Source organism: Kribbella sp. CCNWLW201 (assembly GCF_037203805.1).
Taxonomy (GTDB): Bacteria; Actinomycetota; Actinomycetes; order Propionibacteriales; family Kribbellaceae; genus Kribbella.
Genome location: NZ_JBBCBQ010000006.1, coordinates 144099 through 163839, shown reverse-complemented (window position 1 = coordinate 163839; position 19741 = coordinate 144099). Strand labels below are relative to the sequence as shown.

At 68.8% G+C, this 19741-nt stretch carries 18 protein-coding genes; 8 read left to right on the top strand and 10 right to left on the bottom strand.

The window, feature by feature from the left end:
* Positions 1–21 precede the first annotated feature (21 nt).
* Positions 22–1578: an adenylate/guanylate cyclase domain-containing protein gene (locus V9K99_RS24850; protein ID WP_337004323.1), complete on the top strand. Its 1557-nt coding sequence runs from the start codon at positions 22–24 to the stop codon at positions 1576–1578.
* Here V9K99_RS24850 and V9K99_RS24845 read toward each other — a convergent pair.
* A complete protein-coding gene (locus V9K99_RS24845) occupies positions 1561–2277 on the bottom strand; it encodes a MerR family transcriptional regulator (RefSeq protein ID WP_337004321.1) in 717 nt (238 codons plus the stop codon). The genes V9K99_RS24850 and V9K99_RS24845 overlap by 18 nt on opposite strands.
* A gap of 44 nt (positions 2278–2321) precedes the next feature.
* Positions 2322–4901 carry an ATP-binding protein gene (locus V9K99_RS24840; RefSeq protein WP_337004319.1) on the bottom strand — a complete coding sequence of 860 codons (2580 nt, stop codon included), beginning with the start codon at positions 4899–4901 and terminating at the stop codon, positions 2322–2324.
* Between the two features lie 108 nt (positions 4902–5009).
* On the opposite strand from V9K99_RS24840, the gene V9K99_RS24835 reads away from it, so the two are divergent.
* The 3 genes from V9K99_RS24835 to V9K99_RS24825 all read left to right on the top strand — a co-directional run bounded on the left by V9K99_RS24835 (position 5010) and on the right by V9K99_RS24825 (position 7627).
* Positions 5010–6194 (top strand): NAD(P)/FAD-dependent oxidoreductase, encoded by a 1185-nt coding sequence (locus V9K99_RS24835; protein WP_337004317.1) that lies wholly within the window; start codon positions 5010–5012, stop codon positions 6192–6194.
* A gap of 22 nt (positions 6195–6216) precedes the next feature.
* A complete protein-coding gene (locus V9K99_RS24830) occupies positions 6217–6786 on the top strand; it encodes an OsmC family protein (protein WP_337004315.1) in 570 nt (189 codons plus the stop codon).
* 115 nt (positions 6787–6901) lie between these two features.
* Positions 6902–7627, top strand: coding sequence for a PIG-L deacetylase family protein (locus tag V9K99_RS24825; RefSeq protein ID WP_337004313.1), 726 nt, complete (start codon positions 6902–6904; stop codon positions 7625–7627).
* A 1-nt stretch (position 7628) separates the two neighbouring features.
* On the opposite strand, the gene V9K99_RS24820 is transcribed toward V9K99_RS24825, so the two are convergent.
* Complete coding sequence (locus V9K99_RS24820; RefSeq protein ID WP_337004311.1) at positions 7629–8381, bottom strand: SDR family oxidoreductase; 753 nt, start codon at positions 8379–8381, stop codon at positions 7629–7631.
* 30 nt (positions 8382–8411) lie between these two features.
* Positions 8412–9203 (bottom strand): GNAT family N-acetyltransferase, encoded by a 792-nt coding sequence (locus V9K99_RS24815; RefSeq protein ID WP_337004309.1) that lies wholly within the window; start codon positions 9201–9203, stop codon positions 8412–8414.
* Positions 9204–9314: 111 nt separating this feature from the next.
* On the opposite strand from V9K99_RS24815, the gene V9K99_RS24810 reads away from it, so the two are divergent.
* Complete coding sequence (locus tag V9K99_RS24810) at positions 9315–10109, top strand: ArsR/SmtB family transcription factor (RefSeq protein ID WP_337004307.1); 795 nt, start codon at positions 9315–9317, stop codon at positions 10107–10109.
* 28 nt (positions 10110–10137) lie between these two features.
* On the opposite strand, the gene V9K99_RS24805 is transcribed toward V9K99_RS24810, so the two are convergent.
* The gene (locus V9K99_RS24805) at positions 10138–12270 is read right to left on the bottom strand and encodes a RecQ family ATP-dependent DNA helicase (protein WP_337004305.1); all 2133 of its coding nucleotides are present in this window, start codon (positions 12268–12270) and stop codon (positions 10138–10140) included.
* Between the two features lie 161 nt (positions 12271–12431).
* Between V9K99_RS24805 and V9K99_RS24800 the strand changes: the two genes are divergently transcribed.
* On the top strand, positions 12432–12905 hold the full coding sequence (locus V9K99_RS24800) for a carboxymuconolactone decarboxylase family protein (RefSeq protein ID WP_337004303.1): 474 nt from the start codon (positions 12432–12434) through the stop codon (positions 12903–12905).
* A 45-nt stretch (positions 12906–12950) separates the two neighbouring features.
* On the opposite strand, the gene soxR is transcribed toward V9K99_RS24800, so the two are convergent.
* Positions 12951–13430 (bottom strand): redox-sensitive transcriptional activator SoxR, encoded by a 480-nt coding sequence (soxR, locus tag V9K99_RS24795; RefSeq protein WP_337004301.1) that lies wholly within the window; start codon positions 13428–13430, stop codon positions 12951–12953.
* 47 nt (positions 13431–13477) lie between these two features.
* Entirely contained in the window at positions 13478–14749 is a 1272-nt protein-coding gene (locus tag V9K99_RS24790) for an MFS transporter (RefSeq protein WP_337004299.1), read from the bottom strand.
* A gap of 70 nt (positions 14750–14819) precedes the next feature.
* On the opposite strand from V9K99_RS24790, the gene V9K99_RS24785 reads away from it, so the two are divergent.
* Positions 14820–15815: a GlxA family transcriptional regulator gene (locus V9K99_RS24785; protein ID WP_337004297.1), complete on the top strand. Its 996-nt coding sequence runs from the start codon at positions 14820–14822 to the stop codon at positions 15813–15815.
* Position 15816: 1 nt separating this feature from the next.
* Here V9K99_RS24785 and V9K99_RS24780 read toward each other — a convergent pair whose 3' ends face one another.
* Positions 15817–16944, bottom strand: a complete 1128-nt coding sequence (locus tag V9K99_RS24780; RefSeq protein WP_337004295.1) for a M24 family metallopeptidase — start codon at positions 16942–16944, stop codon at positions 15817–15819.
* Positions 16945–17135: 191 nt separating this feature from the next.
* The gene (locus V9K99_RS24775; protein WP_337004293.1) at positions 17136–17888 is read right to left on the bottom strand and encodes a class I SAM-dependent methyltransferase; all 753 of its coding nucleotides are present in this window, start codon (positions 17886–17888) and stop codon (positions 17136–17138) included.
* A gap of 234 nt (positions 17889–18122) precedes the next feature.
* Here V9K99_RS24775 and V9K99_RS24770 point away from each other — a divergent pair, with 234 nt between their 5' ends.
* Positions 18123–18917, top strand: coding sequence for an alpha/beta fold hydrolase (locus V9K99_RS24770; RefSeq protein WP_337004291.1), 795 nt, complete (start codon positions 18123–18125; stop codon positions 18915–18917).
* Here the strand turns inward: V9K99_RS24770 and V9K99_RS24765 are convergent.
* A complete protein-coding gene (locus tag V9K99_RS24765; RefSeq protein ID WP_337004289.1) occupies positions 18905–19681 on the bottom strand; it encodes an SDR family oxidoreductase in 777 nt (258 codons plus the stop codon). The genes V9K99_RS24770 and V9K99_RS24765 overlap by 13 nt on opposite strands.
* Between the last annotated feature and the right edge of the window lie 60 nt (positions 19682–19741).

Below are 19741 nucleotides of genomic sequence, written 5' to 3'. Positions count from 1 at the left end.
GCCACCTAGCAGACTGTCACCATGATGTCCCAGGGAAGTCCGGAGCTGGTGCTGAAGCGGCGGCCGTTCGGATCCTGGCTGCTCGGACCGGCCGACCAGAGCCCGCGGGTACTGCGGTTCCGGACCCAGGTCCTGATGACGACGTTCTCGATCGGGACCAATGTGATCGGCGCGGTGATCGTGTTCGCGCTGGCGATCTTCGTGCTGCCCGGCCCGCCGCTGATGCCGCAACTGCAGCTCATCGAGGCGATCGCCATCCCGGCGTACCTGCTGATCGCGGTGATGGTCGGCTGCCTTTGGAGCACGCGGCTGGCACTGCGGGTGACCCGCTGGGTCGACGAGGACCGGCCGGCCACCAGGAAGGAGCAGATCGCGACCCTGCAGCTTCCGCTGCGGCTGACGCTGATCGAGGTCTTCCTCTGGATGCTGGCCTGCGTGATCTTCACCGTGCTGACGCTCGTGATCCAGCCGGAGAACGCGCTGCGGATCGCGCTGACCATCTTCGACGGCACGATCATCACCTGTTCCATCTCCTACCTGCTCACCGAGTTCACACTCCGGCCGATCGCCGCGAAGGCGCTGGCCGACTCGGCGCCGCCCCGGCGGCTGCTGGCGGCCGGGCTGAAGGCGCGGACCGTCTTCTTCTGGGCCGTCGGGTCGGGCGTCCCGGTCGCCGGGCTGATGCTGGCCGCCATCCTCGCCCTGATCGAGAAGGACGTCTCCCCCACCCGGCTCTCCGTGATGATCCTTGCCCTCGGCATCGTCGCGCTGGGCAACGGCTGGCTGCTCACGATGCTGTCGGCGAGATCGGTGGTCGCGCCGGTCCGGTCGGTGCGCAACGCGCTGACCTTGATCGGTGACGGACAGCTCAACGTCCGCATCCCGGTCTTCGACGGCACTGAGCTCGGGTCGTTGCAGGCCGGGTTCAACACGATGGCCGAAGGGCTGCGTGAGCGGGAGCGGATCCGGGACCTCTTCGGGCGGTACGTCGGTCCTGAGGTGGTGCAGGAGGCGTTGACCAGTGACCAGCTCGGTGGGGAGGAACGGTTCGCCGCCGTACTGTTCGTCGACCTGGTCGGCTCCACCGAGCTCGCGGCGGAACGGCCGCCGACCGAGGTGGTCCAGCTGCTCAACCGCTTCTTCACTATCGTGGTCGACGAGGTGGTCAGGCAGGGCGGGTTCGTGAACAAGTTCGCCGGTGATGCCGCGCTGGCGGTGTTCGGCGCACCGGCCGAGTTGCCGGATGCGGCCGGGAGCGCGCTGCGGGCCGGGCGGACGCTGGCCCGGCGGCTCGCCGAGGAGTTGCCCGAGGCAACCGCCGGCATCGGGGTGACGGCAGGCATCGTGGTCGCCGGCACGGTGGGCGACGTACGGCGGCACGAGTACACCGTGATCGGAGACCCGGTCAACGAGGCCGCGCGTCTGACCGAACTGGCCAAGTCCACGCCCGCCAGACTGATCGCTTCCATGAGCGCTGTCGACGAGGCTGCCCCCGCCGAAGCGGCTCACTGGCACCCTGGCGACCAAGTCACCGTCCGGGGCCGCTCAGAGCCAACCCACCTAGCCGTCCCGCAGTAGCCGCTTCTCCTCGATCAACTGATACAGGAGAGCAGCGCCGTGCAGCATCGCCCTCGTGCGGTTGTCGTGGGCGGCTCGGCGTTCGGCGATCGCTGCCCGCAATGCCTCGGTGCTTCCGGTACGGCGTAATCCCTCGAGCACCGGCTTGATCTGCTCGAAGTAATACCGCCCCTGCCGCAGCATGTGGATGATCCGGGCATCCCGTACTTGCTCCGGTCCATACCGTCGGTACTTCGTCCCCGGCTCCCGCGTCGGCGCCAGCAACCCGGCTGCCTCCCAGACGCGCAAAGCCGACGTACGCACGCCCAACTGGTGTGCCAGCTCCCCCACCAGCAACGAAGGCCCCGCCGCCGGCGGTTCGTCGAGGAACTCGGCCGCCGCCGCCCCCAGGGCCTCGCTCATCGCGTCTGTCGCCAACCGCTGCTGATGCAGCCCGGCATGCGATGCATCCACCAGCCGGTACGCCAACGCCTCGTCGCCGGCGTGCACCGCCTGCATGATCTCCGTGGCGACCTCAGCCCCGAATCCGGGCGCAAGGGCCCGGTACGTGAGCAGCGCCGACAGGTGCTCCTCGCCGTACTGCCGATACCCGCTCGCGGACCGCGGCGCCGGCGGCAGAATCCCCGCCGCCTCGTAGTTCCGCACCAACTGCGTCGAGATCCCGGCCTTCCGGGCCAGATCGACCGGCCGCAATCCCACGCCGTACCTCCGTCTCGAGACCCTGACTCCGGTAAGCCTCCCATTCAAACGGGCAGCAGGCCGAGAGCCTTGGCGCGGGTCGCGGCGTCGCGGCGGGTCTTGGCGTCCAGTTTGTCCAGGATCGCGGCGACGTGGGTGTCGACCGTACGTACGGACAGCACCAGGCGGGCGGCGATCTCGGCGTTGGTCAGCCCTTCGGCCAGCAACCGGACGACGTCGGTCTGCCGCTCGGTGAGTCCGGCTGGGTTCTCTCTCGTCGACTGGACCCGACCGCGCGGGATGCGGGCGACTCCCAGCTCTCGCAGCTTCAGGCGTACCCGACGTGCCAGCGGTTCCGCGCCCAGCTCGTCAAGCAGGCCGAGTGCGGACAGCAGGTCAGCCGGGTTGTCGCTCTGCGCCAGAGCGAGCGCGTGTTCGTACGGACAACCGGCCCGCTGCCACGCTTCGGCCGCCTGCCGCCACTGTCCCGCGGCCAGGAGTGCATAGGGCTGGTCGGAGTGGTTGATCTGCACGTCCTGACCGCCGACGCGCAGCCAGTACCCGAGCGCCGCTGCCGGTGTGGCGCGACCGAAGCGCCTCACGTCCTCGTATGCCGACGCCACATCGGCCACCACCCGCGTGAAGTCTCCCTGCAACCAGGCTGCCTCGAGCAGGGCGGCTGCGGCCGGACCGGTGCGCTGTGCCTCACCAAGTCGCTGAGCGAGTTCCCATGCCTCGTCGAGCCATTGACGGCCGCCGTCCTGACCGCGCCTGCACCGCACGGTCCCGGCCACGACCAGGGCCGGGCAGCGCGTGATCATCTCGGCGTCATCGCTCGACGTCGCCTCCCGTTCGGCTTCGTCCCATCGTCCGAGCGCGAGGTACACCGAGCCGCGAGTCACCTCCATGTACCGACGGAACCCGTGGAACTCTGCCTCGTCCGCCAGATCGATGGCGTCCTCGAGCAGGCGTTCCGCCTCGGTGAACCGGGACAGGTCGGCCAACTGCCAGCAGATGTTCACATATGCGCGGCAGGCGTGCTCGGCCTCACCGGCCCCGAGCGCGACCGCGAGGCTCTCCTCCAGCAAGGTCTGACCCTCTGGACGGCCCTCCTCCCACAGCGACACGCCAACGTTGTTCAACGCGTGGGACAACAGGCCGGCATCGCCGAGTTCGTGGGCCATCGCGACCGCCCGCTCGCCGATGGCGATACTCTCCGAGTGCTCGCCGGCCAGCATGTGCAGCTGCGATTGGTTGCTTAGGGCAAGCGCCAGCGCACGTTCGTCGCCGGCGCCCTCGAGCACCTCGATCGCCTCCGCGCCGCTCACTTCCGCCTTCGGCCGCGAGCCCGCCCACCAGTGCATCCGCGACAGCCAGCGCAGGCTGAGGCCGAGCGCGCGCGGATCGTCGAGGGAACGGCGCACGGTGACGGCCTCTTCCTGTGCGCGGACGGCGAGCTCCGCGGATCCGACGGTGTAGCACTCGACCGCGTAGCCGTCGAGGAGGTCGGCCTGCTCGGCCGGCGAGAACAACGCCCGGTGGTCCAGCACCAGCTCGTAGTGGGCAACCGCCTCGCGGTGGGAACCGGCAGCCGAAGCCTCCCGCGCCGCCGCCGGGCCGTGCTGGACGATCATCTCGACAGCTCCGGCCTGCGTCGCGTGGTGCACGATCCGCGACAGGTCGATCCGCTCGTGGCGATCGAGCAGCGCCGCGAGCACGGCCTGGTTGCAGGCCACCCGGCGAGCCGCCGGCATCGAGTCCACGACGGCCCGGCGGGCGAGCTCGTGGGTGAACGCGACACCGCTCGGGGAAACCACCAGCACGCCATGGCGTTCGGCGGCGGCGAGCGAGGCAAGCCCACCCGGAACCACCGCCTCGACGAGCCACCTCTCGACGACCGACGGCACCACCGCCAGCTGCTCGAGTGCGTCGCGCGTGGACGCGTCGAGGTCGGCCAGCCTGGCCGCGATCGCCTCGGTCACCGTGGGCGGTACGTGGTCCAGGTCGCCGGACGCGAAGATCTCGGCGACGAAGAACGGATTACCCGACGTGACCGCGAAGACGCGGTCGGCGTCCACCCCGGTGTGCACACCCAACCGTCGTACCGCGGCCGCGGACAACCGGGCTGGGCGCAGCCGCCGGAGCCGCGGCGTTCCGGACGCGAGACCGAGCAAGTGCTGTAGAGGATGATCTCGGGTGACCTCCACGTCCCGGTATGTCAGCACGAGTACGGCGGGCAGACTCGCGATCCGCCGTACTAGGAAGCGCAGTACGTCGAGAGTCGCCTCGTCGGCCCAATGGATGTCCTCCACGACGAGGACAGCTGGATCCTCGGGTCGGTCCAGCTCGGCTCTGAGGGCGTCGCTCACTGCGGTCCGGTCACCGGACTCGAGGGCCTTGGTGAGCGTTCCGCCGACGCGGCCGACCAGATCCCGGAGCGGGCCGAGTACGCGCGGCGTCGCCAGGTCGTCGCAGTAGCCGACCAGCAGGCGGGTCTCGGGCGGCAGCACCGAGGGCAGGGCACCGATCAGACTCGACTTCCCGATCCCGGCCTCTCCCGCGATCAGGACGACGGAGCCGTCACCCGCCTTGGCCTCCTCAACGGCCGCGGCGAGTTCCGCCAGCTCCCGCTCACGTTCGAGCATTTCAACCCACCCCCCACCCGATTGTGCACCGACCTCGGTAGCTGTTGGGCCCGATCTAGGTAGTCGCGACGGATCCGGCGGGGTGTGGTGGCCGCCTACAAACGATGCATGAAGTCTTTTCGCCACCGCCACGACGTCGTCATCGTCGGCGCACGAGCCGCCGGAGCGGCCACCGCGCTCCTGCTCGCCAGGCAGGGACACGATGTCGTCGTGGTCGATCGGGACGAGTTCCCGTCCGACACGCTGTCGACGCATCAACTCGCCCGGCCCGGTGTTGTCCAGTTGCAGCGCTGGGGATTGCTGGACGCCGTGCTGGACAGCGGAGCGCCTGCCATCCGGCAGGTCACCTTCACCGCCGAAGGTCAGTCGATCACCCGGCCGGTCAAGGACAACGCCGGGGTCGACCTACTGGTCGCGCCGCGTCGGCACATCCTCGACACGCTCGTAGCCGAGGCCGCCGTCGACGCGGGGGCTCGATTGCAGCTCGGAGTCACGATCGACGGCGTTCACGTTGACCAGGCTGGCCGCGCGACTGGCGTGCACGGGCACGATCGTGCCGGTACGCCGGTAGACCTGACGGCTCGATTCGTCGTCGGCGCGGACGGACTCGGATCCCGGGTCGCTCGCGCAGTGGGTGCGGAGATCGTCGAGGACCGTGGCGCCTGGGGTGCGGCGCAGTACGCGTACTACGACCGGCTGCCGTGGGACGGCATCGAACTGATCGTCGCCGACCGGGCACTCACCGGAGTGTTCCCGACTCATCACGGCGAGGCGTGTGTCTGGATCTGCAGTCCGATCGAGGATGCCCACCGTGCACGCCGTCGGGCGGGGTCTCGGGAGGACGCGTTCACGTCGTACCTCGAACTGACAGCGCCTGCGCTGGCTGAGCGCCTTCGCGAAGGGCGTCGTACCTCGCCGGTCACCGGCATGTTGCGTGCGCCGAACTTCATCCGCCGGGCTTACGGCCCGGGCTGGGCGTTGGTCGGCGATGCCGGGTATCACCGTGATCCGGTCACCGGGCACGGGATGTCCGACGCCTATCGGGACGCCGAACTGCTGGCCGCCGCGCTCGATCGCGCGCTCCGCGGGGACGTCGACGCGATGTCCGACTACCAACGTGCGCGTGATCGCGCTCTACGGCCCGTTTTCGAGCTGACCGTCGCCCTGGCGGGGTATCCGCCGGTGCCCGAATTCGTCGCCCTGCAGAAGGAACTCGGCCGCACACTCGATGCCGAGGCTGTCGAACTGGCCACCCGGCCACCACTGTCCAGCGGCTACCTCGCCGCTGTCTAATCACCTCAGAAGGAGATCCACCATGACCATGACCGACGACTCGATGACTCGCAACGGCGTCGACACCGCGACTCTGTTCGCCACCCTCGACGCGGTCAAGGGCGCGCCCGAGGCCGCCCGGTTCCAGTTCCGGGCCGGCAACCAGTGGCTGAGCGGCACCCACAACCGCAGCACCATCCACGGGTACTTCGGGGTCGGCGAGGAGCGCACGCACGAGCGCACGTTCCACTTCGACGCCGATCACCCCGCCGTACTGGTGGGACGCGACAACGGCCCGACGCCGGTCGAGTACGTTCTGCACGCGCTGGCCGCCTGCCTGACCGCAGGGCTCGCCAACATCGCCGCCGCCCGCGGCATCCGGCTCACCGAGGTGCACTCGACCGTTGCCGGGGACATCGACCTCAACGGGATCCTCGGCCTCGACCCGGACGTCCGCAACGGCTACGAACAGATCACCGTCCGGTTCACCGTCAAGGGCGACGCCCCCGCGGACAAGCTCCGCGAGCTGGTCGCCCAGTCGCAGGCCCGGTCGGCCGTCTTCGACATCATCACCAACCAAGTGCCAGTCACAATCGAGGTCGATACCGAATGAAAGTACTGATGCCACGCCTCCGGCGCGGCGGGTCATGGGGCTTTGACTCCCGGCCTTCCCTCGTCACTCCAGTCGCTGCGCTCCCTGCGCTCCTCAGTCCAGGCCGGGAGGCCCCATGACCGTGCCAGAAGAGCGAATGCGCCCGGTCACCGAGGAGCTGGGGACAGTCCTCGGTGTCTGGGCGCACCCCGACGACGAGGCGTACCTGTCCGCCGGGCTGATGGGAGCGCTGCGGGACGCCGGACACCGGGTCGTCGTGGCGACAGCGACGTACGGCGAACAAGGCTCGGCAGAGGTGGCGTTGCCGCCGGAGGAGCTCGCCGCGGTCCGGGAGGACGAGATGCGGACCAGCCTTGCGGTGATCGGCGTACTGGAGCATCGCTGGCTCGGCTACCGCGACGGGGAGTGCGCCGACGCAGACGGAGGGGTTGCGTCGGTCGCTCAGCTGATCGCGGAGATCGAGCCGGACACGATCCTGACCTTCGGCCCGGACGGGATGACCGGGCACGCCGATCACCGCGCGATCTCCGCATGGACAACTGCCGCGTGGCGTGCGTCCGGCGGGAGGGCACGGCTGCTGTACGCGACACTCACGCCCGGCTTTCACGACGAGTGGGGCCCTCTCAACGAACGCCTCGGGCTGTGGATGTACGGCAGCCCGCCGGTGACGCCGGACGAGGAGCTTGCCTTGTACGTCGTACTCGCCGGGAAGGACCTCGATCGCAAGATCGACGCGGTGCTGGCGCATGTCTCGCAGACCACCGGCCTGGTCACCGAGGTCGGGCGGGATACGTTCCGGCGCTGGTGGTCCGCCGAGGCCTTCGTCGCCCGGCCGGCGTGACCTACCGGCCGCCGGCGACGTCGATCGTGGAGCCCGTCATGTACGACGAGCGGTCGGAGGCGAGGAAGGCGATGACCTCCGCGACCTCTTCGGGCTTCCCCGGGCGGCCGAGTGGTGGCGTCGTACCGATGCGTTCCAGCCGGCCTTCCTCGTGGATGTCGGTCTCGATCAGGCCTGGGCGTACACCGAGGACGCGGACACCTTCCTTCGACACCTCGTTCGCCAAGCCCACGGTGAGCGCGTCGACGGCGGCCTTGCTCGCCGCGTAGTCGACGTACTCACCGGCCGACCCGAGTACGGCAGCCCGCGAGGACACGTTGATGAGGACGCCGCCGGATCCGCCGTACGCCGTGGACATCCGTCGTACCGCGGCACCCGCGACCAGGATCGCGCTGATCGAGTTGATCCGGAACACCCGCTCCAGCCGCGCGGCGTCGTACTCGGCGACCCGGCCGGACGGCGACACGACGCCGGCATTGTTGATCACGGCACCGATCGGCCCGAGTTCGGCGGTGACCGTGTCGAAGAGCCGCTCGATCTGGTCCGCCTCGGTCACATCGGCCGGTACGGCGATCGCCCGCCGACCGAGCTCCTCGCACGACTTGACGACGCGAGCCGCCTCGTCCGCGCGAGTCCGGTAGTTCACGCCGACATCCCACCCGTCAGCGGCCAGCGCGACCGCCGAGGCGGCCCCGATCCCGCGACTCCCACCGGTGATCAGAACGACGCCACGCCGTACCTCAGTCAAAGTCATGTCTCCACCCTGCCACGTCTCCAGGGGCCGTCAGGACGGACGCAGGGTGAACTGCAACTGGGTCTCGGTGTCAGTGAAGCCGAGCGCCCGATAGATCCGGATCGCGAGGTATTCCGGATCCGCCACCATCACCAGCGTCTTCGCTCCACCCTCAGTCAGCCCGTACGTCGAGGCGCGGTGAACCAGCGTGCTTGCGATGCCCTTGTTGCGGTCGTCCGGATGCGTCTGCACGGTCTGGAACCGGGCCAGCCCGTTGCCGTCGAACATCAACCCGAGCGAGCTCTGCAGCCGCTCACCCTCGAACGCCCCGAACCACTTCCCGTGCCCGGCCTCCACCAGTGACCGCTTCGACTCGAGCTTGCGGCGGGTGAACTCGACGTAGGCGTCGTCGACCTCCATCGGAGCAGTCGCCAGGTCCAACTGCACCAACTGCTCCCAGTCGTCGTCACCGGTCAGGAACCGGTACGTCGACTCCTCGTTCGGCCGGCTCGGCGCGACGACCTCACTCGTTGTCATCACCACGTCCCGGCCCACCTCGAACCCGGCAGCCGCCACCTCGTCCTCGGCACCGATCACGCCGTCCGTGTTGTCGATGCCCAAGGCAACGTGATTCGCGGTCGGGAACTCGCTGCGGAACGCGGCCAACCGGGCCTGCACATCGCCCGGCGCGAATGGTGCCCGGAAGAGCAGGAAGTTCCCCCACCAGAAGCCCGGGTTGCCGGGCGTGCGCACCACGACGTACTCACCGGTGTCGGTGAACTCGCTCCCGCCGAGCTCCAGCAACAGCAGGTCGGTCCGGAACCCCAAGCTCTCGATCTCCACTCGCCCATCGTCCAAGCTCCGTCAACCGGATTCCCATCGGTTGACATGCAGCCACTCGGCTGCCTATTGTCGTTATGCAGCCAGATGGCTGCATAACCCGATCGGAGCGGGATGGACGACGAGGTGTTCCGCGCGCTGGCCGACCCGAGTCGCCGGCGGCTGCTGGACATGCTGAACGCGGCGAACGGCCAGACCCTGCGCGAGCTCTGCGCCGGCCTCGACATGGCCCGGCAGTCGGTGAGCAAGCATCTCGCCGTCCTGGAGAGCGCCAATCTCGTCACTACCGTGTGGCGCGGCCGGGAGAAGCTGCACTACCTCAACGCCGAGCCGATCAACGCCATCGCCGACCGCTGGATCAACCAGTACGACCGCCGGCGGGTGCAACTGTTCGCCGATCTCAAAACGGCTCTGGAGGCCGAGAACATGAGCGACAACGACTTCGTCTACACCACGTACATCAAGACCACGCCCGAGCGGCTGTGGCAGGCACTGACCGATCCGAAGTTCACCGAGCAGTACTGGCACGTCCAGCACGAGACCGACTGGAAGGTCGGTTCCGAGATGATCTGGCACTTGGGTGACGTCGCGATGGCCGGGCCGGGTCAGGTGGTCCTCGAGCATGACCCGTACCGGCGGCTTGCCTTCGCCTGGCACCACATCACGCCGGAGTTCGCGAAGGCCGTCGAGATGGACGACGAGCTGTACGAGAAGACCAGTCGTGAACCGCTGTCGAAGGCGAGCTTCGAGCTCGAACCCGTCGGAGACCAGGTCAAGCTGACCGTCGTCCACACCGGTTTCGAGCCGGGCAGCGCGATCCGCGAGATGGTCGGCGACGGCTGGACCCAGCTCATCTCCGACCTCAAGTCCTTCGTCGAGTCCACCCCCCAACTCGCCGCCACCACGTAACTCGGCGTGGGGGCGGCGACGCCCGGGGTCAGGGGCGCTTGTGGATCAGGAGTGGGAGGACGGCGGCGGCGCCGGATTCGCGGAGTTTGGCGGCGGCGACGGTGATCGGCCACTGTGACGACGAGGCGTCGGCCAGCAGCAGGACCGTGCGGCCGCTGACAGCCTGTGCCGTCGGACCGTCGATCTCGATACCGTCACGCCAGACCCGCGCCTCCTCCGCCGAGGAGAGGTCGTCGGTGAACCCCGTCCGATTCACCGTCAGCTCAGCCCGATCGAGACGGCCCACCGCAGCAACGTGATCCGCGATCTCACTCGTCAACCGCCCGTACCCTGCGGCCGCAAGCGGTACGACGACCTCGGGCCGACCCGACCAGGAACCACGCCACCGTGAGAGAGCCGCCACTGCACCAGCCTTCAGTGCCTCAAGCGAGTCCGGATCCGGCACCCCGTCAGTGAAGGTCCCGCGCAACACCTCCCGCCACTCGGGTGCGTCGGCGTAGATGACGGTCCGCCCGGGCTCGGCGCCCAGCCCCGGCGGGATACGACCCTTCGCGCCGAACGCCCCACCCGGCCACATCTTCCGCGGCTCCAGAATGTGCACCTCGCCGCGCAGCAGCCGAATGATCGCCTGCACGGTCTCCGCCTCGGGCTTCGCCCGCAGCGGATCAGGCAACTCGCCGAGACAGACCGAGCAGCGGCCACACGGCTCGGCCGACGGGTCGTCCAGCGACTCCTGCAGAAGTTGCATCAGGCAACGGTCACCACGGGTGTACGCCCGCATGATGTCCGCCTCACGCCGCCGTACCCCGACGATCCCGTCGTAGTGCGCCGCATCGAACGTCCAGTCCTTCCCCGTTCGCACCCACCCGCGCTCGACCCGGTCGACAACTCCGTCCACCGCGAGCTGCTTGAGCATCAGTTCCACCCGCGTACGACGCAGGCCTGTCTCGGCCTCCAACGCCGGAACGGTGGCCGGCTGGTCCGGCCCGTACCCTTCCAGCCCACGCAGCAGCCGATTCACGTTCTCCGGCACCGGAATCGTCGCGGTCGCGAAGTAGTCCCACACCCCCGCGTCCGCATCAGAAGGCAGCAACGCCACCACCGCGTGGTCGATCCCGCGGCCGGCACGACCGACCTGCTGGTAGTACGACACCGGCGAGGGCGGCGACCCGACGTGCACCACGAACCCGAGGTCTGGCTTGTCGTACCCCATCCCGAGCGCCGACGTCGCGACCAGCGCCTTCAACTCGTTCGCCCGCAACGCGTCCTCGAGCCTCTCGCGCTCGCCCGCGTCCAGTCCGCCCGTGTAGGCCGCAACCGGCACATCCCGGCCGTGCACCTCCTGGATCGCCGCCGCCAGCCGTTGCGCATCGGACACAGTCAACGTGTAGACGATCCCCGACCCGGGCAGCTTCGGCAGGTGGTCAACCACCCACGCGAACCGATCCAACGGCGACAACGCATCGACCACAGCAAGCTGCAAACTCGACCGGGCCAGCGGACCCCGCAGCACCAGCGTGGACTCCCCCAGCTGATGCGCGACGTCGTCGGTCACTCGCGCGTTCGCCGTCGCCGTCGTCGCGAGCACCGGCGTCTTCGGGTTCAACTGCTGCAGTACGTCGGACACGCGGCGATAGTCCGGACGGAAGTCATGCCCCCAGTCCGACACAGCATGCGCCTCGTCGATGACCAGCAGCCCGACCTGCCCGGCCAGCCCGTCGAGCACCCGCCGACCGAAGCCGGGATTCGCCAGTCGCTCGGGAGATACCAGCAGTACGTCGATCGCGCCCGAGCGAAGGTCATGCTCGATGCTCGACCACTCGTCGATGTTGTTCGAGTTCAAGGTCGCCGCACGCAGACCGGCTCGACTCGCGGCGGCGACCTGGTCGCGCATCAATGACAACAGCGGCGACACCACCAGCGTCGGCCCGGCACCCTCGGCTCGGCGGATCGCGGTGGCCGCCCAGTACACAGCCGACTTGCCCCAGCCTGTCGCCTGCACGACCAGCACCCGCGCAGCCGCCTCGCACAAGGCGGCGACCGCGGTCTGCTGATCCGCCCGCAAGCGCGCGCTCTCCCCCGCGATCGCCCGGATCACGCCGCCGGCGATCTCCGCGCGCGCCTCGGTCAGAGTGCTGGTGGTCGAACTGGTGTCAGCCATGCCCACGACCCTAGACGCCCGCACCCCCAGTTCGCTGCCGGCCGGCGCCCCTCTGTGGATAACCCGATCCGGGAGACGTAGGTCACTCCTCGTGCGGCTCACACCGCGCCGCGCTGTCTCGTCGGTTGGGTGTAACGCCAAATCTGACAAGGAGATCAGCCATGGATATCCGTCTTGACCCCGTCAGCAACCCGGTCGGAGCCAAGGTCATCAAGTACATCAACTCGGCCAGCAAGGTCGTCGGGGACTCCACTCTGCCCGAAGCCACGCGGCACCTGGTGGAGATTCGTGCCAGCCAGATCAACGGCTGCGGCTACTGCATCGACATGCACACCAAGGACGCCGCGCACGCCGGGGAAACCTCGGTCCGGCTCAACCTGGTCGCGGCCTGGCGGGAGGCGACGGTCTTCACCGAGGCCGAGCGTGCGGCCCTCGAACTCACCGAGCAGGGCACCCGGATCGCGGACGCAGCCGGTGGTGTCACCGACGAGGCCTGGGCCAACGCGGCCAAGCACTACGACGAGGACCAGCTCGCCGCTCTGTTGTCCCTCATCGCCCTGATCAACACCTGGAACCGCTTGAACGTCATCAGCCAGCGACCCGCCGGCGACTACGAGCCCGGCCAGTGGGGATAACGGCCGTAGCCGAGCTCCAGCCCGCGGCAGGCGCGGGCTGGAGCCTCAGGCACACTTGCCGGGATGGCACGGGTCCCCGCCGGCGGCGACCAGTCGTTGCGGACCAGGGCCCTTCGCGGCCAGAGCGTCGTACGGATTGGCCAGGGCGCAGCGGTCGAGGGACAGGCAGCCGCAGCCGACGCAGTCCTTGAAGTCGTCGCGGAGTTGTTCGAGGTGCAGGATGCGCTTGTCGAGCTCGGCCTGCCAGCACTCCGAGATGCGCTCCCAGTCCTGCCGGGTCGGTGTCCGGTTCTCCGGCAACAGGGCCAGGATCGCGGCCACCTCCGCGAGCGGGATGCCGACCCGCTGGGCGATCCGGATCAGCGCGACCCGGCGAAGCGTGTCGCGCTTGTACCGCCGCTGGTTGCCGGACGTACGACGACTGACGATCAGGTTCTGCCGTTCGTAGAAATGCAGCGCCGAGATCGCCACGCCACTGCGCTGCGCCAACTGCCCGACCGTCAACTCGCCCGGTTCGATGTCCACCCACTCATCCCTCCGACCTCGACCTGGATCGAGGCTAGCCGAAGAGATCAGGCGGTCACGAGTCGGCGTCCGATGCTCGCGGACATCAACGCGGCCGCCGCGCAGAGCCCTCCGGCCAGGTACCACGCGAGGTTGTAGCTGCCCTGGATATCGCGGATCGCGCCGGCGCCGGTGGCGGCCAACGCGGCACCGATCTGGTGCGACGCGAACACCCAGCCGAACACGATCGGCCCATCCACCCCGAACCACTCGCGGCACAGCGCAACGGTCGGCGGGACGGTCGCGACCCAGTCGAGGCCGTAGAAGATGATGAAGACCCAGACGCTCGGCTGCGCCGTCGGACCGAGCAGAGACGGCAGCACGAGCAGTGACAACCCGCGCAGCGAGTAGTACCCGATCAGCAGGTACCGCGGATCCCACCGGTCCGTCAGCCAGCCCGAAATGATCGTGCCGCCGACGTCGAAGACTCCTACCAACGCCAGCAACGACGCAGCCGTTGTGACAGGCATGCCGTGGTCGTGTGCCGCGGTCACGAAGTGCGTGCCGATCAACCCGTTCGTCGACGCACCACAGATGGCAAAGCCACCCGCAAGCATCCAGAACGCGGGCCTGCGCATCGCAGATCGCAACGCAGTCAAAGCCCGCAGCGCGCTGCTGCCGGTCGTCTCGACCCGCTGACCCACAGTGCTTCCCTCTGGAGCGCCGTACGCCCGCAAGCCCACATCGCTCGGGTAGTCGCGCAGGAAGAGCAGCACCAGCGGTACGACGGCCAGCGCCGTACCGGCCGCGACGAGTGCCGGGACGCGCCAGCCGTAGGCAGTGGCCAGACCTGCGATGAGCGGGAGGAAGATGAGCTGCCCGGTGGCGCCGGCGGCGGTCAGGATGCCGGTGACCAGTCCGCGGCGTTGGAGGAACCAGCGGCCGGTGATCGTCGCAACGAACGTCATCGACATCGACCCGGTGCCGACACCGACCAGCAGACCCCAGCACAGCAGCAGCTGCCAGGACGAGTTCATGAAGACGGTCAGCCCGCTGCCGAGCGCGATGAGCAACAAGGCACCACTGACCACGCGACGCAGACCCAGCCGATCCATCAGGGCCGCGGCGAATGGCGAGATCAGGCCGTAGAGCAGCAGGTTGATCGACACCGACGCCGAGATCGTCGCGTGCGACCATCCGAACTCGTCGTGCAACGGGTCGAGCAGGACCCCCGGCACCGAGCGGAACCCAGCAGCACCGATCAGCGTTACGAACCCCACCGCGGCGACTGCCCAGGCAAGGTGCACCCGGGCAGCCTTCTTCTCCACAATCTGCGTCACCCGGACAGATTGCCGTCTCCCCGACCCGCGGACCAGTGGCCAGAACGCCAGCATGTGTCAAGATATGGCCATGAGCACTTCCAGTCGGGCCAAGCTCAGAGCCGTCGGGCCGCACGTGGTCGCCGTACTGGCCTTGGAACCGGTGGTCGGGTTCGACCTGACCATTCCGCCGACGGTGTTCGGGGCGGCGACGAAGGCCGACGGGACAGCACTGTACGACGTACGCATCTGCGGACTGGAGATCGCGCCGATCCGGGCCGGTGCCGGGTTCAGCCTGATCCCGGACTACGGGCCGGAGGCGCTGGCCGAGGCGGACACGGTGATCATCCCGGGCACGTACATCGCCCAGCCGCGGTACGAAGGCACGCTGCCGGACGACCTGGCGAAGGCGCTCGGCACCATCCGCCCGGGGACCCGGATCGCATCGATCTGCACTGGCGCGTTCGTACTCGGTGCGGCCGGGCTGCTCGACGGAAGGCCGGCGACGACTCACTGGCTGCGGGCCGAGATGTTCCGGGCCCTCTACCCGCAGGTGAAGCTCGACGAGGACCTGCTGTTCATCGACGACGGTGACGTGATCACGTCAGCGGGTCTCGCCGCGGGGGTGGATCTCTGCCTGCACCTGATCCGCCGCGACTTCGGCAGCGAGGTCGCCAACCGGGCCGCACGGCACTGCGTCGTACCGCCGTGGCGGGATGGTGGGCAGTCACAGTTCATCGATCGCGTCGTACCGGACGAGGGCAGCGAAGGTACGGCGCCGACGCGCGCGTGGGCCCTGAAGCGGCTCGATGAGGAGTTGAGTCTCCCCTCGATGGCCGCCCACGCCCAGATGAGCGTGCGCACCTTCAGCCGGCGGTTCAAGGCCGAGACGGGTCAATCTCCGGGCACGTGGCTCCTGCAGCAACGCGTACGACACGCGTGCCATCTGCTGGAGACCACGGACCTGTCCGTCGACCGCGTCGCCGAGTCGGCCGGCCTGGGAACTGCCGCGTCGCTCCGTCACCACCTCCGCTCAGAACTCGGTGTCTCTCCCCTCGCCTACCGCAAGACCTTCCGCGCCGGCTGAGTCACAGCACCACCAGCTCGTGCGGGCGGCGGTTCATGGGTTCGACGCCGTCCTCGGTGACCACGACGATGTCCTCGATCCGCGCACCCCACCGCCCTGGTTGGTAGATCCCCGGCTCGATGCTGAACGCCATCCCTGGTTCGAGAATCAGCCCGTTCCCACTGACAATGTACGGGTCTTCGTGCACGTCGAGCCCGATCCCGTGTCCGGTCCTGTGGATGAAGAACTCGCCGAATCCGGCCGCCGCGATGACATCCCGCGCGGCCGCATCGATCGACTCCGCCGACACCCCCGGTCGCACCGCGTCCACGGCCGCTTGCTGCGCATCCCGCAGTACGGCGTACGTCGCGGCGACATCCGCATCACGTGGCTCGCCGACCGCGTACGTCCGGGTCGAGTCGGAGTTGTAGCCCTCGGCAACCGGTCCGCCGATGTCCACGACCACCACGTCACCGGCTTCGATCACCCGGTCGGACAATCCGTGATGCGGGCTCGCGCCGTTCGGCCCGCTGCCGACGATGACGAATTCCGCCAGCACGTGGCCCTCCTCGACGATCGCGGCCGCGATGTCGGCTCCGACCTCCGCCTCGGTCCGGCCCGGTCGCAACCACTCGCCGACCCGCGCGTGCACCCGGTCGATCGCCGCACCCGCCTTCCGCAGCGCATCGATCTCGGCCGCGTCCTTGCGCATCCGCAACTCGCGCACGATCGGCCCGGCGAGGACCTGTTCAGCCTTCGGCAACGCCTCGCGCAGAGCCAGCATGTGCAGCGCCGGCGTGAAGTCGCTGACCGCCACTCGCTCCGATCCACGCAGACGATCCGCGGCAACGCCGTACGGATCGTCACCGTCCACCCACGTGACGACCTCGACCCCAAGCTCTTCCAACGGCAGGTCAGCGAATCCAGGCGCTTCGAGCTTCGGTACGACGAGCGCCGGCGAACCCTCGGCCGGGATGACCAGCGCGGTCAGCCGCTCGAACGAACCTCCCGCCTGCCCGAGCAGATACCGCAGGTCCGACCCGGGTGCGATCAGCAGACCCGTCCCGGCAGCAGCCTCACGAGCGTGCTCCAACCTGGCACGCAGTACGGCGGAATCGGGGGCAGGACCGTGCGGAGTTCGACTCGACATGAGCCGACTCTAACCCGCCCCGGCCCACAGCGAATCCGCTTTTCCACAAGGCATAGCCGGACAGTGGCGGACCGCCAGGCCATCACAACCACCGGCTTCGCAGTCGTCGCAGGCGGGGGGATCCGCAGTGTCGCGGCATTGTGATGGCCTGGCGGTCCGCAACCACGGAAACCAGGCGAGGCGGATGCCCCCTAGCGGGCGATCGCGTGGATGAGTTGGAGGGAGACCTGGCGGGCGGCCAGGAGGCGGTCGAGGCGCTCGGACTGACGGGCCGCTAGTGCATAGGCCTCGTCGGCCTGGTGCTTCGCGGCGACGGCCGCTGCGACCTGTTCGGCGCGGCGAGACCATGAAAGTGGTGCGGCGTTCGGGCGAGCGATTTGCTCTACGAGGTCGAAGCCGGCGTCCGCCAGCAGTCCGGCGAGCTCCCGCTGGGTCGGGAAGTGGTTGCCGTCGGGCGCCGGCAGAAGCTGCAGCGTCCGGGAGACCACCACGAGGAGACCCAACGACGCACCGGGCTTCAGCACCCGGTGCAGCTCACCGAGCAGGGCAGCCTTGTCCTCGACCGTGCACAGCACACCCAGGCACCAGGCGACATCGGCCGAACCCGCCCGCAACGGGATGCGACCACCGTCGGCCGTGACGACCGGCAATCCGAAGAGGCGGGCCGCAGCTCGGCAGGCTGGCAGCATCGGCTCCACCAGGATCGGGCGCACCCCGAACCGCTCCGCCGCCCAGGCTGCCGGTCCACCCACCCCGGCACCGACATCGAGCAACCTGTCCCCCGGCGTGAGTTCGCACGCCTCGGCCAGCCAGGCCAGCGCGGCCGGACTCGAACTGCCCCGGCAGGCGGCTGGTATGGCGTGACCTGCACCGAGTTGCTCGACCGCATCGGCAGTCCAGCCGGCGAAGTCCGCGAACTCGGCAACCATCGCAGCACTCGTCATCGCAATCTCCCTCCCCGTTACCGCCCGATCACAACCCCGATCGGACAGCTCCCCCACTCACAGGTGTAGCACCGATCCACCCATCCGTCGCTTACGTCGCGAGAACCACTTTGAGAAGCCACCAACCACATTCCGGGCCGAAAAGTGGTCGGTGGCTTCTCAAGGTCGGGGTTTGTCGGAGGGGGTTGGTAGAACTTGGGGAGATTCGATCGAGAACGGCGAAAGGCGATGGGGATGGCACTGCATCATGTGTCCTTCGGCGAGGGGGTTCCGGTGCTCTCGCTGCACGGGTGGACTCCCGATCACCGGCTGATGTCCGGGTGTCTGGAGCCGGTGTTCGCCGACGTACCTGGGTACCGGCGGCTCTACCCCGACCTGCCCGGCATGGGGCAGACACCGGCCGGTTCGATCGACAGCTCGGACGGGATCATGGCCGAGGTACGGGCGTTCATCGACGAACAGATCGGGGACGAGCCGTTCCTCCTGCTCGGAGAGTCGTACGGCGGCTATCTCGCCCGCGGCCTGGTCTCGGAGCGGCCGGATCAGATCCTCGGTCTCGCCCTGATCTGCCCGATCGGCACCGCACTGATGCACACCGACCGGACCCTGCCCGAGCACGTCGTTCTGCGGACCGAGCCAGGCGTGCTCGAGTCACTGACCGAGGGCGAGGACTTCACCGACCTGGCCGTGGTCCAGACCGCCGCCGCGCTCAAGGCGTACCGCTCGGACGTCGCGCTCGGCCTCGTTGCCGCCGACACCGAAGCGCTCGACCGGATCCAGAAGAACTGGGCTTTGTCGATCGCGCCGGAGAGCGGTCCTGCCTACGCGCGGCCGACGCTGATCGTCTGCGGTAGACAGGACTCGGTGACGGGCTTCGAGGACCAGTACGCGCTGCTCCCCCACTATCCGCGGGCGACGTACGCCGTACTGGATATCGCCGGCCACAACCTCCAGATCGAGCAACCAGAGTTGTTCGGCGCGTTGATCCGCGAATGGCTGCAACGCGCCGCAGAGGGTCAGCTCGTCTGACCGGTGGGCATGACGGTGACCTGCTGGAGATTCACACGCGGCGGCAGGGCGGCGATGAAGCCGATGGTCTGGGCGACGTCCTCAGGGGTCAGCCACTCCATCGTCTCCTTGGCGCCGGCCAGCCACTGGAGTGCGCCCTCGTCGGTCACGTGACTTTGCAGCTCGGTGCCGACGATGCCCGGCTCGACCGCGGACACCCGGACGTTCTTCGGACCCAGCTCGGCGCGCAGGTGACGGGACAGGTGCGTCACGTAGGCCTTGGTACCGGAGTAGACGGCGAAGTTCGGGTAGATGTTCTGTGCGGCGATCGAGGAAGTGTTGATCAGGTCGGCGACACCCCGCTCGGCGGCCGAGGCCACCAGCTGCGGTGTGAACGCGGCGATCGCGTTCATCAGACCGGTGATGTTGAGGTCGATCTGGTGCTGCCACTGATCGGTGGCCAGCTCCTCCACCGGCGCCGGAAGCATGACGCCCGCGTTGTTGAACAGCAGGTCGGCGCCACCGAACTCGGTGGCGACCCGGTCCGCCGCTGACTGCACGGCCGCGGCGTCGGTCACGTCGACCGACAGTGCGAGCGCAGTACCGCCGTCCTTCTCGATCCGGGTCACCAGGTCGCCGAGACGGTCGGCGCGGCGCGCCAGGACGACGACGGTCGCGCCCAGTGCTGCCAGGTGCTCGGCCGCGGCTTCGCCGATGCCACTCGAAGCGCCGGTGACGACAGCAACGCGGCCGGCGAGAGGGCTGGCAACAGCTTGTGTGGACATGTGATGCGTACCTTCCTGAGAGTGATTCGGGCCGGCGAGCACCGGCCACACCTTCAGCAC

Bases quoted from the DNA above. Each gene is read 5' to 3' on its own strand.
- V9K99_RS24850 (WP_337004323.1), top strand. From the start codon at position 22: ATGATGTCCCAGGGAAGTCCGGAGCTGGTGCTGAAGCGGCGGCCGTTC.
- V9K99_RS24840 (WP_337004319.1), bottom strand. From the start codon at position 4,901: ATGCTCGAACGTGAGCGGGAGCTGGCGGAACTCGCCGCGGCCGTTGAG.
- V9K99_RS24835 (WP_337004317.1), top strand. From the start codon at position 5,010: ATGAAGTCTTTTCGCCACCGCCACGACGTCGTCATCGTCGGCGCACGA.
- V9K99_RS24830 (WP_337004315.1), top strand. From the start codon at position 6,217: ATGACCATGACCGACGACTCGATGACTCGCAACGGCGTCGACACCGCG.
- V9K99_RS24825 (WP_337004313.1), top strand. From the start codon at position 6,902: ATGACCGTGCCAGAAGAGCGAATGCGCCCGGTCACCGAGGAGCTGGGG.
- V9K99_RS24820 (WP_337004311.1), bottom strand. From the start codon at position 8,381: ATGACTTTGACTGAGGTACGGCGTGGCGTCGTTCTGATCACCGGTGGG.
- V9K99_RS24810 (WP_337004307.1), top strand. From the start codon at position 9,315: ATGGACGACGAGGTGTTCCGCGCGCTGGCCGACCCGAGTCGCCGGCGG.
- V9K99_RS24805 (WP_337004305.1), bottom strand. From the start codon at position 12,270: ATGGCTGACACCAGTTCGACCACCAGCACTCTGACCGAGGCGCGCGCG.
- V9K99_RS24800 (WP_337004303.1), top strand. From the start codon at position 12,432: ATGGATATCCGTCTTGACCCCGTCAGCAACCCGGTCGGAGCCAAGGTC.
- V9K99_RS24785 (WP_337004297.1), top strand. From the start codon at position 14,820: ATGAGCACTTCCAGTCGGGCCAAGCTCAGAGCCGTCGGGCCGCACGTG.
- V9K99_RS24780 (WP_337004295.1), bottom strand. From the start codon at position 16,944: ATGTCGAGTCGAACTCCGCACGGTCCTGCCCCCGATTCCGCCGTACTG.
- V9K99_RS24775 (WP_337004293.1), bottom strand. From the start codon at position 17,888: ATGACGAGTGCTGCGATGGTTGCCGAGTTCGCGGACTTCGCCGGCTGG.
- V9K99_RS24770 (WP_337004291.1), top strand. From the start codon at position 18,123: ATGGCACTGCATCATGTGTCCTTCGGCGAGGGGGTTCCGGTGCTCTCG.
- V9K99_RS24765 (WP_337004289.1), bottom strand. From the start codon at position 19,681: ATGTCCACACAAGCTGTTGCCAGCCCTCTCGCCGGCCGCGTTGCTGTC.